The sequence below is a fragment of the Vibrio sp. 11986-1-5 genome (assembly GCF_963878025.1).
Classification (GTDB): Bacteria; Pseudomonadota; Gammaproteobacteria; order Enterobacterales; family Vibrionaceae; genus Vibrio; species Vibrio injensis.
This window is the reverse complement of record NZ_CAWNVW010000002.1, coordinates 32,840-51,291: the sequence shown is the minus strand read 5'-3', so window position 1 is coordinate 51,291 and position 18,452 is coordinate 32,840. Positions and strand designations below refer to the sequence as shown.

20 protein-coding genes and 9 tRNA genes are annotated in these 18,452 nt (G+C 45.6%); 4 read left to right on the top strand and 25 right to left on the bottom strand.

Going from position 1 to position 18,452, the window contains the following annotated elements; genetic code table 11:
• Positions 1-59: 59 nt before the first annotated feature.
• The 12 genes from AACS00_RS00855 to mutY form a co-directional block, all read right to left on the bottom strand.
• Positions 60-135: transfer RNA gene (locus AACS00_RS00855), tRNA-Asn, on the bottom strand.
• A 16-nt stretch (positions 136-151) separates the two neighbouring features.
• Positions 152-227: transfer RNA gene (locus AACS00_RS00850), tRNA-Thr, on the bottom strand.
• Between the two features lie 36 nt (positions 228-263).
• Positions 264-339 (bottom strand) — tRNA-Asn (locus AACS00_RS00845).
• A 16-nt stretch (positions 340-355) separates the two neighbouring features.
• A tRNA-Thr gene (locus AACS00_RS00840) sits at positions 356-431 on the bottom strand.
• A 53-nt stretch (positions 432-484) separates the two neighbouring features.
• Positions 485-560, bottom strand: a tRNA-Phe gene (locus tag AACS00_RS00835).
• 439 nt (positions 561-999) lie between these two features.
• Positions 1,000-1,075, bottom strand: a tRNA-Asn gene (locus tag AACS00_RS00830).
• Between the two features lie 12 nt (positions 1,076-1,087).
• Positions 1,088-1,163 (bottom strand) — tRNA-Phe (locus AACS00_RS00825).
• 6 nt (positions 1,164-1,169) lie between these two features.
• Positions 1,170-1,245: transfer RNA gene (locus AACS00_RS00820), tRNA-Thr, on the bottom strand.
• Positions 1,246-1,298: 53 nt separating this feature from the next.
• Positions 1,299-1,374, bottom strand: a tRNA-Phe gene (locus AACS00_RS00815).
• A gap of 109 nt (positions 1,375-1,483) precedes the next feature.
• Positions 1,484-2,614 (bottom strand): membrane-bound lytic murein transglycosylase MltC, encoded by a 1,131-nt coding sequence (gene mltC, locus AACS00_RS00810; RefSeq protein WP_072669018.1) that lies wholly within the window; start codon positions 2,612-2,614, stop codon positions 1,484-1,486.
• Positions 2,615-2,709: 95 nt separating this feature from the next.
• Positions 2,710-2,985 (bottom strand): oxidative damage protection protein, encoded by a 276-nt coding sequence (locus tag AACS00_RS00805; RefSeq protein WP_004396066.1) that lies wholly within the window; start codon positions 2,983-2,985, stop codon positions 2,710-2,712.
• Between the two features lie 20 nt (positions 2,986-3,005).
• A complete protein-coding gene (gene mutY, locus AACS00_RS00800) occupies positions 3,006-4,061 on the bottom strand; it encodes an A/G-specific adenine glycosylase (protein WP_110168184.1) in 1,056 nt (351 codons plus the stop codon).
• Between the two features lie 209 nt (positions 4,062-4,270).
• On the opposite strand from mutY, the gene trmB reads away from it, so the two are divergent.
• Positions 4,271-4,990: a tRNA (guanosine(46)-N7)-methyltransferase TrmB gene (gene trmB, locus AACS00_RS00795; RefSeq protein ID WP_110168183.1), complete on the top strand. Its 720-nt coding sequence runs from the start codon at positions 4,271-4,273 to the stop codon at positions 4,988-4,990.
• 224 nt (positions 4,991-5,214) lie between these two features.
• Positions 5,215-6,135 (top strand): glutaminase B, encoded by a 921-nt coding sequence (gene glsB, locus AACS00_RS00790; protein ID WP_072669015.1) that lies wholly within the window; start codon positions 5,215-5,217, stop codon positions 6,133-6,135.
• Positions 6,136-6,192: 57 nt separating this feature from the next.
• Here the strand turns inward: glsB and hemW are convergent, their stop codons facing one another.
• The 6 genes from hemW to AACS00_RS00760 form a co-directional block, all read right to left on the bottom strand.
• The gene (gene hemW, locus AACS00_RS00785) at positions 6,193-7,362 is read right to left on the bottom strand and encodes a radical SAM family heme chaperone HemW (protein ID WP_110168182.1); all 1,170 of its coding nucleotides are present in this window, start codon (positions 7,360-7,362) and stop codon (positions 6,193-6,195) included.
• Positions 7,356-7,961 carry an XTP/dITP diphosphatase gene (locus tag AACS00_RS00780; protein WP_072669013.1) on the bottom strand — a complete coding sequence of 202 codons (606 nt, stop codon included), beginning with the start codon at positions 7,959-7,961 and terminating at the stop codon, positions 7,356-7,358. The genes hemW and AACS00_RS00780 overlap by 7 nt, the downstream gene beginning before the upstream one ends.
• A 92-nt stretch (positions 7,962-8,053) precedes the next feature.
• Positions 8,054-8,347, bottom strand: coding sequence for a DUF167 family protein YggU (gene yggU / locus AACS00_RS00775; RefSeq protein ID WP_110168181.1), 294 nt, complete (start codon positions 8,345-8,347; stop codon positions 8,054-8,056).
• Positions 8,347-8,904 carry a YggT family protein gene (locus AACS00_RS00770; RefSeq protein WP_072669012.1) on the bottom strand — a complete coding sequence of 186 codons (558 nt, stop codon included), beginning with the start codon at positions 8,902-8,904 and terminating at the stop codon, positions 8,347-8,349. The genes yggU and AACS00_RS00770 overlap by 1 nt, the downstream gene beginning before the upstream one ends.
• Before the next feature lie 52 nt (positions 8,905-8,956).
• Positions 8,957-9,775, bottom strand: coding sequence for a pyrroline-5-carboxylate reductase (gene proC / locus AACS00_RS00765; protein ID WP_110168180.1), 819 nt, complete (start codon positions 9,773-9,775; stop codon positions 8,957-8,959).
• An 85-nt stretch (positions 9,776-9,860) separates the two neighbouring features.
• On the bottom strand, positions 9,861-10,574 hold the full coding sequence (locus AACS00_RS00760; protein WP_110168179.1) for a YggS family pyridoxal phosphate-dependent enzyme: 714 nt from the start codon (positions 10,572-10,574) through the stop codon (positions 9,861-9,863).
• 27 nt (positions 10,575-10,601) lie between these two features.
• Between AACS00_RS00760 and AACS00_RS00755 the strand changes: the two genes are divergently transcribed.
• Positions 10,602-11,639 carry a type IV pilus twitching motility protein PilT gene (locus AACS00_RS00755; RefSeq protein ID WP_110168178.1) on the top strand — a complete coding sequence of 346 codons (1,038 nt, stop codon included), beginning with the start codon at positions 10,602-10,604 and terminating at the stop codon, positions 11,637-11,639.
• A 10-nt stretch (positions 11,640-11,649) separates the two neighbouring features.
• Positions 11,650-12,756: a PilT/PilU family type 4a pilus ATPase gene (locus AACS00_RS00750; RefSeq protein WP_110168177.1), complete on the top strand. Its 1,107-nt coding sequence runs from the start codon at positions 11,650-11,652 to the stop codon at positions 12,754-12,756.
• A 2-nt stretch (positions 12,757-12,758) separates the two neighbouring features.
• On the opposite strand, the gene ruvX is transcribed toward AACS00_RS00750, so the two are convergent.
• The 7 genes from ruvX to metK all read right to left on the bottom strand — a co-directional run bounded on the left by ruvX (position 12,759) and on the right by metK (position 18,337).
• The gene (gene ruvX, locus AACS00_RS00745) at positions 12,759-13,184 is read right to left on the bottom strand and encodes a Holliday junction resolvase RuvX (RefSeq protein ID WP_004396054.1); all 426 of its coding nucleotides are present in this window, start codon (positions 13,182-13,184) and stop codon (positions 12,759-12,761) included.
• A 60-nt stretch (positions 13,185-13,244) separates the two neighbouring features.
• Complete coding sequence (locus AACS00_RS00740; protein WP_110168176.1) at positions 13,245-13,808, bottom strand: YqgE/AlgH family protein; 564 nt, start codon at positions 13,806-13,808, stop codon at positions 13,245-13,247.
• A gap of 39 nt (positions 13,809-13,847) precedes the next feature.
• Positions 13,848-14,804: a glutathione synthase gene (gshB, locus tag AACS00_RS00735; protein ID WP_072669005.1), complete on the bottom strand. Its 957-nt coding sequence runs from the start codon at positions 14,802-14,804 to the stop codon at positions 13,848-13,850.
• Between the two features lie 14 nt (positions 14,805-14,818).
• A complete protein-coding gene (gene rsmE, locus AACS00_RS00730) occupies positions 14,819-15,550 on the bottom strand; it encodes a 16S rRNA (uracil(1498)-N(3))-methyltransferase (protein ID WP_110168175.1) in 732 nt (243 codons plus the stop codon).
• Positions 15,551-15,810: 260 nt separating this feature from the next.
• Complete coding sequence (locus AACS00_RS00725; protein ID WP_110168174.1) at positions 15,811-16,512, bottom strand: endonuclease; 702 nt, start codon at positions 16,510-16,512, stop codon at positions 15,811-15,813.
• Positions 16,513-16,585: 73 nt separating this feature from the next.
• Positions 16,586-17,089: a SprT family zinc-dependent metalloprotease gene (locus AACS00_RS00720; RefSeq protein ID WP_110168208.1), complete on the bottom strand. Its 504-nt coding sequence runs from the start codon at positions 17,087-17,089 to the stop codon at positions 16,586-16,588.
• A gap of 93 nt (positions 17,090-17,182) precedes the next feature.
• Positions 17,183-18,337, bottom strand: coding sequence for a methionine adenosyltransferase (metK, locus tag AACS00_RS00715; protein ID WP_110168173.1), 1,155 nt, complete (start codon positions 18,335-18,337; stop codon positions 17,183-17,185).
• Between the last annotated feature and the right edge of the window lie 115 nt (positions 18,338-18,452).

Here is an 18,452-nt window from a genome sequence, read left to right as displayed (position 1 = left end):
TTTATTTATGGTTTATCTTGCTATAAAAAAAGCCCAGTCATTGACTGGGCTTGAAAATTTGGCTCCTCCTGCTGGGCTCGAACCAGCGACCTGCGGATTAACAGTCCGTCGCTCTACCAACTGAGCTAAGGAGGAACAGATTTTTTAATAATGGTGCCGACTACCGGAATCGAACTGGTGACCTACTGATTACAAGTCAGTTGCTCTACCTACTGAGCTAAGTCGGCGTTCATAACTGATGACGTATCATCAGTAAGAAATAGTGGCTCCTCCTGCTGGGCTCGAACCAGCGACCTGCGGATTAACAGTCCGTCGCTCTACCAACTGAGCTAAGGAGGAACAGATTTTTTGATAATGGTGCCGGCTGCCGGAGTCGAACTGGCGACCTACTGATTACAAGTCAGTTGCTCTACCAACTGAGCTAAGCCGGCTCACTTTATCAGTTAAGATACTGGTTGCGCTTGCACCAATCTCTTTCAAAATATGGTGCCTCGAGGCGGAATCGAACCACCGACACGAGGATTTTCAATCCTCTGCTCTACCGACTGAGCTATCGAGGCAACGGGGTGTATTAAACGAGTTTTCCGATCCTTCGTCAACAGTAAAATGCAAAAAAAAACTCGTTTGCTGATTTTCTATACTTAGTGGGCTGTTTTTATCCATTTTTGTTTAGAAAAGCTAACAGAAACAGAGCCCCAACCCGATATTCCTTCCTACTTAACATCATTATAGTGTTGGCAACTCGTAAGATTTTATCGTCTTGCTTAGGTTCAGATTCGGACGTGTTTACTTATCGAAGTAAGATACCGTGTGATAGAAAAGTGTTTTGAGTGAACGAAAAGCACAACGAGCTTATCTTCTCGGTAATCTGTGCGATGAACGGAGTTCCGATTGATTGTTGTAAATGCTTTAAGTGTCATTGAAAAAGGCGGTGAAGAGGGGCGTCATCGGTAATCGTTAGATAAAGAAAAGCCCAGTCATTGACTGGGCTTTGAAAAGTGGCTCCTCCTGCTGGGCTCGAACCAGCGACCTGCGGATTAACAGTCCGTCGCTCTACCAACTGAGCTAAGGAGGAACAGCTTTAATATGGTGCCTCGAGGCGGAATCGAACCACCGACACGAGGATTTTCAATCCTCTGCTCTACCGACTGAGCTATCGAGGCAATAAATGGTGCCGACTACCGGAATCGAACTGGTGACCTACTGATTACAAGTCAGTTGCTCTACCTACTGAGCTAAGTCGGCGCACTTAATTTATTGCTTGTTGTTACTGACCACAGCACCAACAATAAAATTCGTGGTGCCCGGAGGCGGAATCGAACCACCGACACGAGGATTTTCAATCCTCTGCTCTACCGACTGAGCTATCCGGGCAACGGAGCGCTATTAAACGGATTTTCCCTCGTTACGTCAACCACTATTTTTAAAAAAGCCAGAAAACCGTTTCAAGTGTCGCTATTTTAGGCAAGTGCAGCGTTAAAAATCACTTCGCGTTAAATTCTCGTTTAAATTGAGTTACTTTTTCTAAGTAGCGTCGTGCTTCTGCGTTTGGGTGACGATTGGTCAAAGCCCAATACACCTGATTAGGTTGTAGGCTATTTAAATTATTCATGGCTCGCTGTCGATCTTGATGGAATGTTCGCAGAACACCGCCAGCGCCTCCGTTGTAAGCAGAAATCATGCTGTATTCAAGAGAAAGAGGGTGGCGGACATCTTTCAAATAACGATTTTTGAGCAGATAAAAATAGGCGGTACCAGTATCAATATTATTTTCGGGATTAAAGAGATATTCAGGCGTTGGTTCACCGGGTTTATTTTTTACCAAGTTAAACACATCACGTCCGGCGGTTTTCGGCACCACTTGCATCAAACCATAAGCGTTAGCCCAACTGACCGCATAAGGGTTAAAGCTACTTTCTGTTTTGATGATCGCGTAGATAAGATCTTCTGGAATACCATATTTACGAGAAGCTCGGCGAACAATGTCGGCGTATTGGTAGCTACGGATCTGCATTTGATCGGCGACCATTGGAATTTCGACGTAGTAAGCCTTCTTAAAACCAACTTGTTTGACTTTGAGGTGATGAGCGAGCAGATAATCAGCAAAACGGTTGGCACGCCAACGCCACTGAATGGGTTGCTTATCTTGATCGACAACTTGCTGGTATAAGAAAGGTTGTCCTTTTAATTCAATGTTTTGTGATGAGAAAAGATCGACGCTAGCTGGATCGTCAGGCGTTAATAACGTGGTGATGATCGCTCTTTTTAAGTGCCCTTGAGGATCCGTGGGGGAGATGGTTTCAACCAATATTTTACCATCACTAAAATTGACTTCCGTTCGGCTCAGGTAATTATCGATGTATTTTACGTAATTACTTTTACCAGCAATTTTGATTTCTCGGCTACCCCAGCGGCGCTCGATATTGCCAGAGAAACTGAGGATCAAACTATCTAATGCGGCGGTGTCTTTTTCAAATTGCCCGGGTAATTGAGCGAGATTTTTTGCAAAACGGTTGGTTGGCTCATAATCCACCGCATAGAAACGTTCAACAAACTCACGACTGCAGCCGACTAAGAGTAAGAGTGTGGTTAAACAGTACAGTGATTTTTTCATCGCTTTCCTAGGCAAATCAATTTCCCTGCTGATTTGATCTTGCAGCGAAAATAAACAGCTGCAAGATCAAATTGTCTAGAGATTATCCGTGAAACTCAAGCTTGGCTTGGTGGAGTATAACCTTCAATATGGACCTCTTTACCTTCGAAGAGGAAATTGACCATTTCATTTTCGAGAAATTTGCGGTGTTCAGGATCCATCATATTAAGTTTTTTTTCATTGATCAGCATAGTTTGTTTGGTTTGCCACTCTGCCCAAGCTTGCTTACAAATATGATCAAAAATACGTTTACCCAGCTCTCCGGGGTAGAGCTGAAAATCCAAACCGTCAGCTTCTTTCTGTAATCGAGCACAAAATACCGTGCGGCTCATAATGACTTCCTCTTAATCGTTTACGGATGAATTTCAAAGGGTAAGCTGTGCAACAACTGCTTCACAGGGGCTGCTAAGCCGATTTCTTCAGGCTGCTGTAAGTTATACCAAAGACCTTTCGTTCCTTCCATGATGATGTCTGGTTTATGAGTCAGTTCCAATAGAATCGGGGTAATATCTAAATGGTAATGACTAAAAGTATGCCGAAAGGCAATTAATGTGCGCTGAGATTGAATGTGGTTATCTTGTACAGCACGATGCGATAACGTTGCTTCAATCTGCTGATCGGTATGTTGTGGAAAACAGTATAACCCGCCCCAAATCCCGACTTGTGGGCGTTGTTCAAGCCAGACTTGACCCTGATGATAAAGAATGACAAACCACGTTTGCTTAACTGGTTTGTCGCTTTTTGGTTTTTTACCAGGATAATCTAAAGGGTTACCTTGTTGCTTAGCAATACATAAGGATTCCACTGGGCACAGCGTACATTTTGGTTTGCTACGGGTGCAGATCATCGCCCCCATATCCATCATCGCTTGATTGTACTTATCGACATCGACGTTTGGAGTCTGTTGCTCCGCATGCTGCCAAAGCTGGTTTTCAACGGTTTTTTTCCCCGGCCACCCTTCAACGGCAAAGCAGCGAGCTAAGGTCCGTTTAACGTTACCATCTAAAATAGCATGTGGTTTTCTAAATACCGAAGAGAGCACCGCCGCCGCTGTCGAGCGACCAACACCGGGTAACGCATTCATCGCCTCCAGCTCAGTTGGAAACTGGCCTCGATACTGATCGACAATGATCTTTGCGGTTTTATGTAAGTTCCTCGCTCGGGCGTAGTAGCCGAGACCGGTCCAATAGTGCAGCACTTCGTCTTGTTGAGCCGCTGCTAAGTCAGCAACACTAGGAAAACGTTCAATAAAGCGCTGGTAATAAGGGATCACGGTGGTTACTTGGGTTTGCTGCAGCATGATTTCTGATAACCATACCGTATAGGCCGTTTTATTTTGCTGCCAAGGCAGATTTTTTCGCCCATAGGCGTCATACCAAGTCAAAATTGCGGAAGCGAATGGAGTCACGACATGCTCTGTAATAATAAAAATAATGAATCAAAATTGCACCACAGAATGCCCGTCGAGTACAACCGATAAATTATAAGGGTATCTTTAAGGTTTCAGGTGATCGTTCTAGTGAAGCGCTGGACTATAATAACACTTGCATGGCAAGCAATTCTTTGGATAATCACACTCCCTTTGAGTAAAGACGAAAAAATAGACAGGCAATCGCAATGAGTGAAGTTACCACCAATCAATTGACAGAAGATGGCAAAGTGCTACGTAGGATCCGTAGTTTTGTTCGTCGTGAAGGTCGACTAACCAAAGGTCAAGAAGCGGCGATGAAAGCCTGCTGGTCAACCATGGGTATTGACTATCAAACTGAGTTACTGGATTGGGCTCAGGTGTTTGGTAATCAAAATCCAGTGGTGTTAGAAATTGGGTTTGGTATGGGGGCCTCATTGGTTGAGATGGCCAAAAATGCACCCGATAAAAACTTTATTGGTATTGAAGTGCATAGCCCTGGCGTTGGCGCTTGTTTAGCTTCTGCTCGCGATGCTGGTGTGACTAATTTACGAGTAATGTGCCACGATGCGGTTGAAGTTTTTGCTAACATGATCCCTGATAATAGCTTGGCGACGCTACAACTGTTTTTCCCGGATCCTTGGCATAAAAAACGCCACCATAAGCGCCGTATTGTCCAGTTAGAGTTTGCAGAAATGGTGCGCCAAAAACTGATCTCAGGTGAAGGGGTGTTTCATATGGCAACGGACTGGGAAAACTACGCCGAGCATATGATTGAAGTGATGAATCAAGCTCCAGGCTATCGTAATCTCGCGCAGGAAGGGGATTATATTCCGCGTCCAGAAGAGCGCCCGTTAACCAAGTTTGAGCAGCGCGGTCATCGCTTAGGCCATGGCGTATGGGATATTAAATTCCAACGAGTGAATTAACCTGTCCTACCAGTTTATACTGGACAAGTATCAAGCTGAGCAAGATACTGCTTAATAGCCTAATAACGTTCTGTTGTTTGGGTATAGAACTTAGCCAACATGGTTCATCGTGTTGGCTTTTTTGACTCTTCCCTACATCATTCACCCATTTGATTGGCAAGATCAACGCCGATTGGGCGTTAATCTTGCCGCGGATGGGAATAATAAAAAAGTAAACTCAGACTATGAAACCAAGCTCCGCTATTTTGGCGACCATTCTCGATGAAGTCCGTCCGTTAATCGGACAAGGTAAAGTGGCTAACTACATTCCCGCTCTGGCCCAAGTGGCGAGCGATAAACTCGGTATCGCGGTTTACACGAACCAAGGCGAGATCTTTGCTGCTGGTGATGCGCAGGAGGGATTTTCCATCCAATCGATTTCCAAAGCGTTAAGTTTAACCTTGGCGATGGGCTTATATCAGCCAGATGAGCTATGGCAACGAGTTGGCAAAGAGCCTTCTGGTCAGGCATTTAACTCCTTAATCCAGTTAGAAATGGAGCAGGGCATCCCGCGTAATCCATTTATTAATGCCGGAGCGATTGTGATCGCGGATATGCTTTATAGTCGCTTATCCGCCCCTCGCCAGCGTTTGCTGGAATTTGTGCGTCAGTTAAGTGGTGAAGAGGCGATCATCTATGACAAAGTGGTGGCAGCGTCGGAAATGATGCACAGTGATCGTAATGCTTCGATTGCCTATTTAATGCGCTCGTTTGGTAATTTTGAAAATGAAGTGATTCCGGTTTTAAATAACTATTTTCACGCTTGTGCGCTAAAAATGAGCTGTGTTGAATTGGCTAAAACGTTCAGCTATTTGGCCAATAAAGGGGTATCGGTGCATACCGGTCAGCGCGTGGTTAGTGTGACGCAAAGTAAGCAAATCAATGCGTTATTAGCCACCTGTGGTCTTTATGATGGTGCGGGTGAGTTTGCTTATCGAGTGGGTATGCCGGGTAAATCGGGAGTCGGTGGTGGCATCATTGCTATTGTGCCCGGTGAGATGACCATTGCGGTTTGGTCTCCAGAGCTTGACCCTTCGGGCAACTCATTAGCCGGGACGAAAGCGCTGGAGCTGCTATCTGAGCGTATTGGACGTTCGATTTTTTAAAGCGATATAAAACGCTACTGGCAAGCATTCCACTGTCAGTAGCGTGTTGTTATTGAGTTACTCTTCAGCCATAAATGCCGCCAGTAAATCATTCAAAAATAACTTACCATGTTCAGTGATCTGCCACGAGGTGGCATCCTGTGTTAGATAATTCATCTCACACGCCCATTGGATAGTCGGCTCAATCACACTTAACTCTAATCCTGTTGTGGTGATAAAGTCTTGTTTTGGGCACGCTTCGAGCAAACGAAAACGGTTCATGAAAAATTCAAAAGGGCGATCGCTTTCGGCAACGAGCTGTTCATCACTCAAATAAGGCTTCACCATATTCTGATAAGCGGCTAAGTAACCACGAGGATGCTTGACTTTAGTGGTGCGAATGATTCGACCATCAGCAAAACTTAATTTACCGTGCGCCCCACAGCCAATGCCCAAATAGTCACCAAATCGCCAGTAGTTAAGGTTATGTTGGCATTGATAACCAGGCTTGCTGTAGCCAGAGATCTCATATTGCACATAGCCAGCCTCAGTGAGTTTTTGATGACCAAGTTCAAAAATATCCCACAGTGCATCATCATCGGGCAAAGTGGGAGGTTTAGAATAAAACAGTGTATTGGGCTCAATGGTTAATTGATACCAAGATAGGTGAGGAGGATTTAACGCTATCGCTTGGTCTAAATCATCCAAGGCTTGCGCTAGGCTTTGATCGGGCAGGCCGTGCATTAAATCCAAGTTAAAGCTGTTGAGACCTATGGTATGCGCTAGCTTGGCCGCGCGCACCGCCTCTTGCTGGCCATGGATCCGTCCTAAGCGTGCTAATTTATCGGCAGCAAAGCTTTGGACGCCAATCGAGATTCGAGTGACGCCCGCGAGGCGATAAGCCGCGAAACGCTCAGCTTCAATCGTACCTGGGTTGGCTTCCATGGTGATTTCGATCTCTGGCTGAAACGGAATGCGTGCGGCAATACCGTCAATTAAATCTTGGATGCCTTGTGGTGAAATTAAGCTTGGCGTCCCCCCGCCGATAAAGATCGAATGCAATCGCCTTGGATCGTTAACAAGCTGATAGCGCTCGATATCACGATCCAGATCTTCCAGTAGTGCCGCGATATATTGCGTTTCAGGGATCTCATCTTTTAGAGCGTGAGAGTTAAAATCACAATAAGGGCATTTTTGTACGCACCATGGGATATGGGCGTACAAGCTTAACTTGGGCGGTACTAGCATGAGGCGCGTTGCTCTTTTAAGGCTTGAAACAGTAATTGTAGAGCCTTAGCGCGATGAGAGAGCTGCTTTTTACGTGCGGCAGGTAACTGGGCAGAAGCGCAGTTTTCTTCAGGAACAAAGAAAATCGGGTCATAACCAAAGCCATGTTCACCGCGAGGCTCAGTTAAGATTTCACCTTGCCACTGACCATGACAAACCAAAGGGGTTGGGTCGTTAGCATGGCGCAGATAGACTAAAACGCAGTGAAAGCGAGCGGTTCTCTGTTCACTGGGCACACCTTCTAAGGTGGTCAATAACTTTTGTAGGTTATCGTTATCTGAGGCATTGGCTCCGGCATAGCGCGCAGAATAAATGCCTGGCGCACCATTAAGGTAATCTACCTCAAGCCCGGAATCATCGGCAATGGCTGGCAGGCCTGTTAAGGCGGCAGCATGACGTGCCTTGATGATGGCATTTTCAATAAAGGTTAAGCCTGTTTCATCAGCGTCTGGCACATTCAATTCACTTTGTGCGATAACCTCAAAACCAAAATCGGCCAATAAATCGGCCATTTCCGCCACTTTTCCTCGGTTGCCAGTGGCTAAAACAATCTTATTCATAAATCTCTCACGTCTGAATGGGGAGCTCGACGAGACTTGTCGTCATGGCTAACGGTTATTGTACAACAGTTCGGAGAAAAAAATTCCCCACATTAAGTGGGGAACAGAGCTTGAATTTCGGCAGGGATCACCGTTGGAGAGAGGATGCGTACCTGTTTATGCCGCCCTAGCTGGCCTTTTTCTATCTCAACCGCGCTTTTCGATACTTTACACAGTTTGGCAAGATAGCGGCTTAAATGGGTATTAGCTTTACCATCAACAGGCGGCGCAGTGATGGCTATTTTGAGCTCATCACCGTGCTGACCAACTAAGCTATCGCGGCTGGCTTTAGGCTGGACATAAATTCGCAGGCAAAGATCTTGCCCATCAAGCCAAGCGATTGACATTACAACTGGTACCAAATTGGGCCAATAAAATCACCCATTAAAAAGTTAGCGAATTGTAAGATAATAAACAGCACTAAAATGCTTAAATCGAAACCACCCATCGCAGGGATAATCCGGCGAATAGGACTAAGCATAGGTTCAGTTAATTGATGGAAAACAAACTCTATCGGACTACGACCTTGGCTGACCCAGCTTAAAATCGCCCGGATCAGTAAGATCCAAAACAGTAATCCACCTGCGGCTTTGATTAGTGATAGTAAGCCAAACCATAAGAAATCGAGACTGAAGACCATCGCACCTTTAGAGACCATCAGGATCAGGACGACGAATTTGAGTACCGATAACGCATAAGCGAAAAGGATGGTGGCAAGGTCAATATTACCTACCGAGGGGATCATTCGACGTAATGGTGCGACCACGGGTTGAGTGGTTTTAACAATAAATTGTGAAAATGGATTATAAAAATCAGCGCGCGCAGCTTGTAGCCAAACACGCAGAATAACCACCATGATATAGATATCAAACAAGGTGGAGATTAAAAAACTCATAGCATTCATGAGAAAGCCCTTATGATAAATTGATGAATAGAGTACTGAAATGGCGGCCTATTTAAAATAGTTTTTCCATCTCTTGTGCGTGACTAACTGCTGCTCGCATGGCTTTAGCCACTATCTCAGCGAGTTGATGTTGTTCAAACGTCGCGATGGCTTGTGCCGTGGTTCCTCCTTTGGAGGTCACTTGTTCACGTAACGTTGCCAGTTCTAGCTGCGGGTTTGCTGCGACCATCTGCGCTGCGCCTAACGCTGATTGCTCTACCAGCAAGCGTGCGGTTTGTTTATCAAATCCCTGAGCGATAGCCTCAGCTTGCATGGCTTCCATAAATAAAAAAAAGTAGGCCGGTGCGCTGCCTGCGGCGGCGATGATACTATTGATGGCAGATTCCCCACTCACCCAGCAAGTTTTACCCACCGAACTCATCAATTGCTCAGTAAAGTTTTTGTCATTGTCACTTGCCTCTGGAGCGGCAAATAACCCTGCCATGCCTTGATTAACCAATGAGGGCGTATTCGGCATCACTCGCACTAATGCAGGTTGAGTATTGAGTAATTGTTGCAAGCGCGCTACCGAAATCCCCGCGGCGATAGAAATCACTAACTTATTTGACCAATCAATAGCTTGCATCGGTTGACACACTTCAGCCATTAATTGAGGCTTTACCGCCAGCACCACGACATCCGCTTGCTGAGCGGCGGCGAGATTATCGCTGGTGGTTTTAATCGCATACTGAGTATGTAACGAGGCTAAGTTGGCCTGGGACGGTGCGCTGGCAATGATCCGCTGCGCTGGATAACCACTGGCAATCAGGCCAGCGATGATCGCATGAGCCATATTTCCTGCGCCTATAAAAGCAATCGTTCTTTGTTCCATAATGATGTTTTATCCTACCGTTGGCTACTTTGATGGTAGCGAGTCATTGTTCGATGAATTGTGAGCGTATATTGACCAAGGATTATTATTGCGCTGAAGTAGAATAATCGCGTTGACCAAAAATCGCCGTTCCTATGCGTACCATCGTACTGCCGGCTTCGATGGCCGCTTGCATATCACCACTCATTCCCATCGATAGAGTATCCAGTGCTGGATAGCGTTCGATTAATCGTGCTTGCAGGTCAGCTAAGCGCTGAAAAGCAACCAATTGCTCAGCATGATCAGTAACATTCTCTGGGATTGACATCAGCCCTCTTAATGTGAGGTTCGGTAGGCAAGAAATCAACTCTGCTAAGGGGAACAACTCTTGTTCATTAATACCGGATTTTGAGGTTTCACCACTGGTGTTTACCTGAATCAAGACCTGTAACGGTGCTTTGTGAGCCGGGCGTTGCTCACTCAGTCGCTGAGCGATTTTTGCTCTATCTAGGGTGTGCATCCAGTCAAAATGTTCGGCAATAAGACGAGTTTTATTGGATTGCAATGGACCAATAAAATGCCATTCTAAATCGAGTTGTGGATGATGCTCAGCAAAATAGCGAATTTTATTCACCCCTTCCTGAACGTAGTTTTCTCCAAAAGCACGTTGCCCAGCAAGGGCGGCTTCGAGAATTGCCTCGGCAGGTTTAGTTTTACTGACCGCTAAAAGTTGCACAGAGCTTGGAGAGCGACCACACTTTTGTTGTGCGCTCTTAATCTGTGAGGTGATCTGTTCAATGTTTTGTTGAATACTACTCATGGCTCGACTTTATTAAGGAAAAAATAAATGGATATCTCAGAGTTACTGGATTTTAGTGTAAAGCATAATGCGTCAGATCTACATCTTTCTGCAGGGGTTCCCCCGATGGTTCGGATTGATGGGGAAGTTCGTAAGCTGGGAGTGCCTGCTTTTAGTCATGCCGACGTACATCGATTAATCTTTGCCATCATGAATGATGCCCAGCGCAGTGAATATGAAGAGCGTCTCGAAGTCGATTTTTCCTTTGAGCTACCGAATGTGGGACGTTTTCGGGTCAATGCCTTTCATCAGTCGCGCGGCAGCTCTGCCGTCTTTCGAACGATTCCCACAGTGATCCCAACTTTGGATCAGTTGAATGCTCCGGAGATTTTTCGAAAAATATCCAACTATGAGAAAGGGTTAGTTCTCGTTACTGGCCCTACCGGATCCGGTAAATCGACAACGTTAGCGGCAATGGTTGATTATATCAATACTCATCATAATAAACACATTTTGACCATTGAAGATCCGATAGAATTTGTGCATAGCAATAATAAGTGTTTGATTAACCAGCGTGAAGTTCATCGCGATACGCATAGTTTTAAAAATGCGTTACGTTCGGCACTGCGAGAAGATCCTGATGTGATCTTAGTCGGTGAGCTGCGTGATCAAGAGACGATCAGTTTGGCGTTAACTGCGGCTGAAACAGGACATTTAGTGTTTGGTACTTTGCACACCAGTTCGGCGGCTAAAACCATAGATCGGATTATCGATGTATTCCCGGGTAGCGATAAAGATATGGTGCGTTCGATGTTATCGGAATCGCTACGTGCGGTGATTGCGCAAAAACTGTTTAAGCGAGTCGGAGGAGGGCGTGTGGCGTGTCACGAAATTATGCTCGCGACTCCTGCGATTCGTAACTTGATCCGGGAAGATAAAGTGGCACAGATGTATTCGATCATCCAAACGGGCGCTGCGCATGGGATGCAAACCATGGAACAGCATGCTAAACAGTTGGTGGCTCAAGGTGTGGTGGATTTGCCTGAGGTGCAACAAAAACTGGGTCTAGATAGCTCATCACTCTAAGGAACGCATCATGCAATTGGATCAAATACTACAAGAAATGCTCACCCAAGGTGCGTCCGATCTCTACATCACCGTCGCGGCTCCAATTTTGTATCGCGTTAATGGCGATCTCCAACCTCAAGGGGAAGCATTAAGCGAAGCTCAAGTCAAAGGGTTGCTATTACGGATGATGGATAGCGATCGACAAACGGAGTTTAACCAAACGCGTGAGGCTAATTTTGCGATTGTGCGTGATTTTGGCCGTTTCCGAGTCAGTGCCTTTTTTCAGCGTGAGCTACCGGGTGCCGTTATTCGCCGAATCGAAACTAAAATCCCTAGTTTTGATGACTTACAATTACCGGAAGTGCTGAAAGAGCTGGCGTTGACCAAGCGGGGACTAGTGTTAGTGGTTGGCGCGACCGGATCGGGAAAGTCAACCACCATGGCCGCGATGACCGGTTATCGTAATTTGAAAACCCGCGGGCACATTCTTACAGTTGAGGATCCGATTGAATTTGTTCATCCTCATCAAGGCTGTATTGTGACTCAGCGTGAAGTTGGCTTAGATACTGAGAGCTATGAAGTGGCATTGAAAAATTCACTACGCCAAGCGCCGGATATGATCCTGATTGGTGAAATACGCAGTCGTGAAACCATGGAATACGCGATGACCTTTGCCGAAACCGGGCACTTATGTATGGCAACCTTACACGCCAACAATGCTAACCAAGCCTTAGAGCGTATTTTACATTTGATGCCGAAAGAGAAAAAAGAACAGTTTCTGTTTGATTTATCGATGAATTTAAAAGGAGTGATTGGTCAGCAACTGCTGCGTGATAAACAAGGTAAAGGGCGTCATGGCGTGTTCGAGATTTTGCTCAATAGTCCAAGAATGGCGGATTTGATCCGCCGTGGCGATTTACATGAACTCAAAGCTACGATGGCCAAATCCAACGAAGTGGGGATGCAAACCTTCGATCAAGCGCTGTATCAATTGGTAATTGACGACAAAATCACGGAGCAAGATGCGCTACACAGCGCCGATTCAGCTAATGATTTACGCCTTATGCTCAAAACCCAGCGTGGAGAGGGCTACTCTTCTGGGGCCTTGGATAATATAAAGATTGATATGGAGTGAGGCTAGTTTGCCCATTGTCTTTCAAACCAGCTTTCTAAGATCACGACCGCTGATTGGCAGTCTATATTGCCTTTACTGAGCGCCTTGTAGCCGCCATGAGCAAACAGCTCGGAGCGAGCCTCTGCCGTTGATAGGCGTTCATCGTGCAGCTCAACGGGTAAGCCAAAGCGCCCGTGTAAGCGGTTAGCAAATTTTTTCGCCCGCGGAGTGATGGTATCTAAATCTTTGCCATGTAAGTCAGTGGGTAAGCCAACCACTAATAGATTGGGCTGCCACTCTTTGATTTGTTTTTCTATCTCATCCCAATTGGGGATGCCATCATTGGCTTTAAAGGCTTTTAATGGCGAGGCCGTTCCGGTAATTTCTTGACCGATAGCACTACCGATACTTTTAGTGCCGAAATCAAAGGCCATAATGGTACGTGACATAATAGACATCTCATTGCTGTGGCGCATTAACTTGATGGTTAATGCGCCTTAAAGGTTAAGTTAGGCATGACCTGATTGATGAGCCAGCTGGGCGGGATTAATGCCTAATTTTTGAATCGCTTTTTGCCATTTTTCATGAACTGGCGTATCAAAGATTAAATCGGCATCCGCTTCTATGGTTAGCCAAGAGTTTTCGGTTAACTCTTGTTCTAATTGGCCTGGAGACCAGCCAGAGTAACCTAATGCAACAATATAACCATTCGGTTCTGCCTCCGTACCAAGCACACAGAGAATATCTTTCGAAGTGGTCACGGCAATATCGTCGGTCATCTTCATCGTCGACTCATAATGATCTTTCATTCGATGCAAGACGAATCCGCGATCTTCGGAAATCGGCCCACCGTTAAAGACCGGTTTCTTTAGGCTTTGCTCGCGAGAGTGCGGATAAGCGGGTTCTATCTCCACCTGTTTTAGCATTCCGCTGACCGTAATATCGATCGGAGCATTGATCATTAGCCCCATTGCACCCTCTTCATTGTGTTCACAGACGTAGATCACGCTGCGTTTGAAGTAAGGATCTTGCATACTGGGCATGGCAACGAGAAAATGATTAGTCAGATTCATCTAATCTTCAATCCTTTGGTATTGAGGAGCGTTAAGCTCCTACATAGATAAGGCCTTAATACGACGTTCAATCGCGTCCATCAGCTTGCCAGTAATCGAGATATCAAAAGCGGCTTCGATTTCACGAATACAGGTTGGGCTAGTGACATTGATTTCGGTGAGTTTATCACCAATCACATCAAGACCGACAAAGATCAAGCCTTTTTCTTTTAATGTTGGTGCCACGGCTAACGCAATCGCTTTATCGGTTTCACTCAGTGGTCGAGCTTCTCCCCTTCCTCCAGCCGCTAAGTTACCACGGGTCTCACCTTGAGCAGGAATACGTGCTAAGCAGTAGGGCATTGGCTCACCATCGACGACTAGGATCCGTTTGTCACCGTTACTGATATCGGGGACAAACGTTTGTGCCATGCAGTAGGTTTGTCCGTGATTGGTCAGCGTTTCGATGATCACCGACACGTTAGGGTCGCCTTGTTTAATGCGAAAAATTGATGAGCCACCCATACCATCGAGCGGTTTTAAAATCACATCGCCGTGTTGCTCGCGAAAGGCTTTAATTTTTTCCGCTTTACGAGTCACCATAGTGATAGGAGTTAACTCAGGGAACCAAGCAGTAAATAATTTTTCATTACAATCACGCAGGCTTTGCGGTTTGTTAACGATTAAGGTTCCTTCTTCTTCTGCTCTTTCTAGAATATAGGTTGCGTAAATATACTCGGTATCAAAAGGGGGATCTTTGCGCATCAATACGGCATCAAGATCCGCGAGACGAATGGTTTGTTCAGACTGAAATTGATACCAAGCCGCAGGATCTTCTTTGACGCTGACCACTTTAGTATCCGCCATGGCCACACCTTGTTCTAAGTGCAGATCAGCCATTTCCATATAATGAATTTGATAACCACGACGCTGTGCTTCAAGCATCATGGCAAAGCTGGAATCTTTTTTAATATTAATTGATGAAATGGGATCCATCACGATGCCAAGTTTAATCATTGAATTTCTCCGAGTTAGCCAAGATCGCCGAAACGAACTTGTAGCGCTGTAATAGCAGTCAGTGCTGCGGTTTCGGTGCGCAGTACGCGAGGACCGAGCAATGTTTCTGCAAAGTGGTATTGTTCGGTCATGGCAATTTCTTGCTCAGATAGGCCACCTTCTGGGCCTATCAATAAACGGACTTTGTTCACCGGCTCAGGTAAGGTATTGATGGAATAAGATGCACGAGGGTGTAAGTTAAGTTTCAGTGCCTCGCTAGGCTCTGCGCACCAAGCTTCTAATTCCATCACTGGACGGATAACTGGAACGATATTGCGGCCACATTGTTCACAAGCGGCAATCGCGATTTTTTGCCATTGCTGGAGCTTTTTCTCAAAGCGTTTCGGGTCCAGTTTTACTCCGCAGCGCTCTGATAACAAAGGCGTGATCGTATTGACACCAAGTTCGACCGATTTTTGAATAGTAAACTCCATTTTATCACCGCGAGAAATGACTTGCCCAAGATGTAAATTGAGCGGCGATTCAATGCTTTTTTCAATGCGTTGCTGAATGTCAACGGTCAGCTGTTTTTTGCTGATCTCACTGATCACCGCAGGAAATTCAGCATCACTCCCATCAAACAACGTCACCGATTGACCGGGCTGCATACGCAGGACTTTACCGATATGATTGGCGGCGTCGTCACTGAGGGCAAGCGTGCCCAATTGGTGGATAGGGGAGGGATGATAAATTCGAGGAATACGCATGCCAAGTTCCTAGTAATTGACGATAAAGTGATACTGTCTAATTGAGTTAAAGTCTGATGAGGACACTGAGGTGATATGTGGCCTTGGACGAATGACTTCAAGTGATGAGAGTATCGGTATTGATCCAGTGCTATTGTTGATGAACAGCGATAAGTTGATGATAGCTCACCTGATCATTGGGTTGAAGATAAATTGCTTTTCTTCAACGGTTTTCTGGTCTAGGTGAGTGAGCATCGTTTTGTTAGTCTGGAAAGGAACACTTAATCAGAGCATTGTGTGGCAACAAATGGGTTGGGATGACCTTGAATGGCGGTAATGCGTCGGTTGCGTTCACATTCCCATTCATCAGATGGGTATTGATTATCCCAAACTTGCATCAGTTGAGCTTGTTGTTTGGAGAGCTTAAAGCCATAGTGTTGGCTCATGTATAAGTAAGTTCTTGCGATTGCACCTCGTGCTCTTTCTGGTGGCATCGCTTTACGCTGAGCAAAGTTAATTTGCATTTCACAACGGCCATACGTCGCGCCATCAATCCCATTCCATTGACTAAAATTGAAGTTAGAGCGATCGCCATTCACTTCACCAATCGCGGGAGTGAGGTTGTGTAAATCGGCCTCCATTTGGCGAAATTGCTCATCGTGGCGTGCACAGTGTTTGCGTCCGCCTTCTTGCCAACATTGTAACTGATGACCAAACTGCCAAGCAGGAACCACGTGATCCCATTCAATTCGATTGGCGCGTGTGGCTTGTTTACGAATTTCATAGCCACAGCTTTCAAGATCAGGAATACCTCGCTGGCCTTGCCAACTGATCTCACAGCCACAATAGAAGCTGATGGGATGATCTTGGTAAAGTTTAACCGCTATTCGTTTCGCTTGAGCAAAAGAAGCCGGGGCAGCAGCGAGGCTATTGGTGGTAAAAAGAAATAAACCTAAAACGGACAGCAAACGTAAATAAAACATGGCAAAAGACTGAGATAAGTATGATTTTTCACAGTCTAGCACTCAAAAAACAACTTGCCTATTGATGACTAAGTTAAGAGTTGGTCGTTGGTTCGATAAAAATTAATGGCTGTTGGCATTGACGACAGTGATACAGACTTTGTTGACGTAACACCTTGTTATGACGACGAATGGATAATGAGTGCACTTGACACGCGCAGCGATAAGTAAACGTTTTTCCCTGTACAGAGCCTACATCGAAGCTGTGGGTGGTTCTGGGGGGCAGATTAAACACCTGTGACATAACGGATTGCCATTCACGACCGTGAGGACGTACTCGCCCATAGCGTTGATAAGTGATCAGGTGAGCTATTTCATGGGGGATCACTTCATCGATAAAAGCTTGCGGATTTTCAGCCAATAAAATCGGATTTAAGCGAATTTCCCAGCGTTGTAAATAGGCTTTACCTGCGGTTTTGCCGCGTAGCTTTAGGCTAAGGCTCGGTAGGGAGAAAGGGATATTAAAGTATTCTGAAGCAAGCTCAATACAGCGTTGTATTTGCTGCAGGGCACGGTCATGCAATTCAAAATCGATCAAAGGACCTCCAATAAAAAACCTCAGACGGATCTGAGGTTTATCCAATTATGGCTTACTACTCTTTAGAGAGTAAGCCATTTCGGCTATCAATGACTATTTTAAACCCGCAAAGTCACGCAATAGTGCGGCTTTATCAGTAGCTTCCCAAGGAAACTCTTCACGGCCAAAATGACCATACGCGGCAGTCTTCTTGTAGATAGGCTGTAGTAAGCTGAGCATTTCTTGTAAGCCATATGGGCGTAAATCGAAGAACTGGCGTACGGCTGCAATAATAATATCGTGTGATACTTTTTCGCTACCGAAAGTTTCCACCATGATAGACGTTGGATCAGCGACACCAATGGCGTAAGACAGTTGGATTTCACAGCGATCAGCAAGGCCAGCAGCCACAATGTTTTTAGCAACATAGCGCGCTGCATAAGCAGCAGAGCGGTCAACTTTTGATGGATCTTTACCAGAGAAAGCACCACCACCATGACGTGCTGCGCCGCCGTAGGTATCGACGATAATTTTACGACCCGTTAAGCCACAGTCACCCATTGGACCACCAATCACGAAACGACCAGTTGGGTTAATGAAGTATTTGGTGTCTTTGGTTAGCCATTCAGCAGGTAACACTGGCTTGATAATTTCTTCCATCACTCCTTCGCGCAGATCCGCGGTAGAGACGGAATCACAATGCTGAGTAGACAGTACCACAGCATCAATACCAACGATCTTACCTTGGTCATATTGGAAAGTGACCTGAGATTTTGCATCCGGACGCAACCAAGCTAGGCTACCATTTTTACGCACTTCAGCTTGACGCTGCATTAAACGGTGTGCATAGGTAATGGGTGCGGGCATCAGGACTTCGGTTTCGTTACAAGCGTAACCAAACATAATGCCTTGGTCACCAGCGCCTTGATCTTTAGGATCGGCTTTATCAACGCCTTGGTTGATATCTGGCGACTGTTTACCAATGGTATTGAGTACCGCACACGAGTTGGCATCAAAGCCCATCTCAGAGTTAACATAACCAATTTCACGTACCGTTTGGCGAGTCAATTCTTCAATATCAACCCAAGCTGAAGTGGTCACTTCACCACCAACCATCACCATGCCTGTTTTAACATAGGTTTCACAGGCAACACGGGCTTTTGGGTCTTGTTCTAAAATGGCATCAAGAACCGCGTCAGAGATTTGGTCGGCAATTTTATCAGGATGACCTTCTGATACAGATTCAGAAGTAAACAAATGTTTAGCCATGATAGCTCCAATTTTCATATGAGTAGCGACCCGTTATTCGATAAACGCGTCGGCAAAATTGTTCAATATGTAGGCGTTTCTACATCTAGACGTCTATTCTAGTTTTCAATGCTCA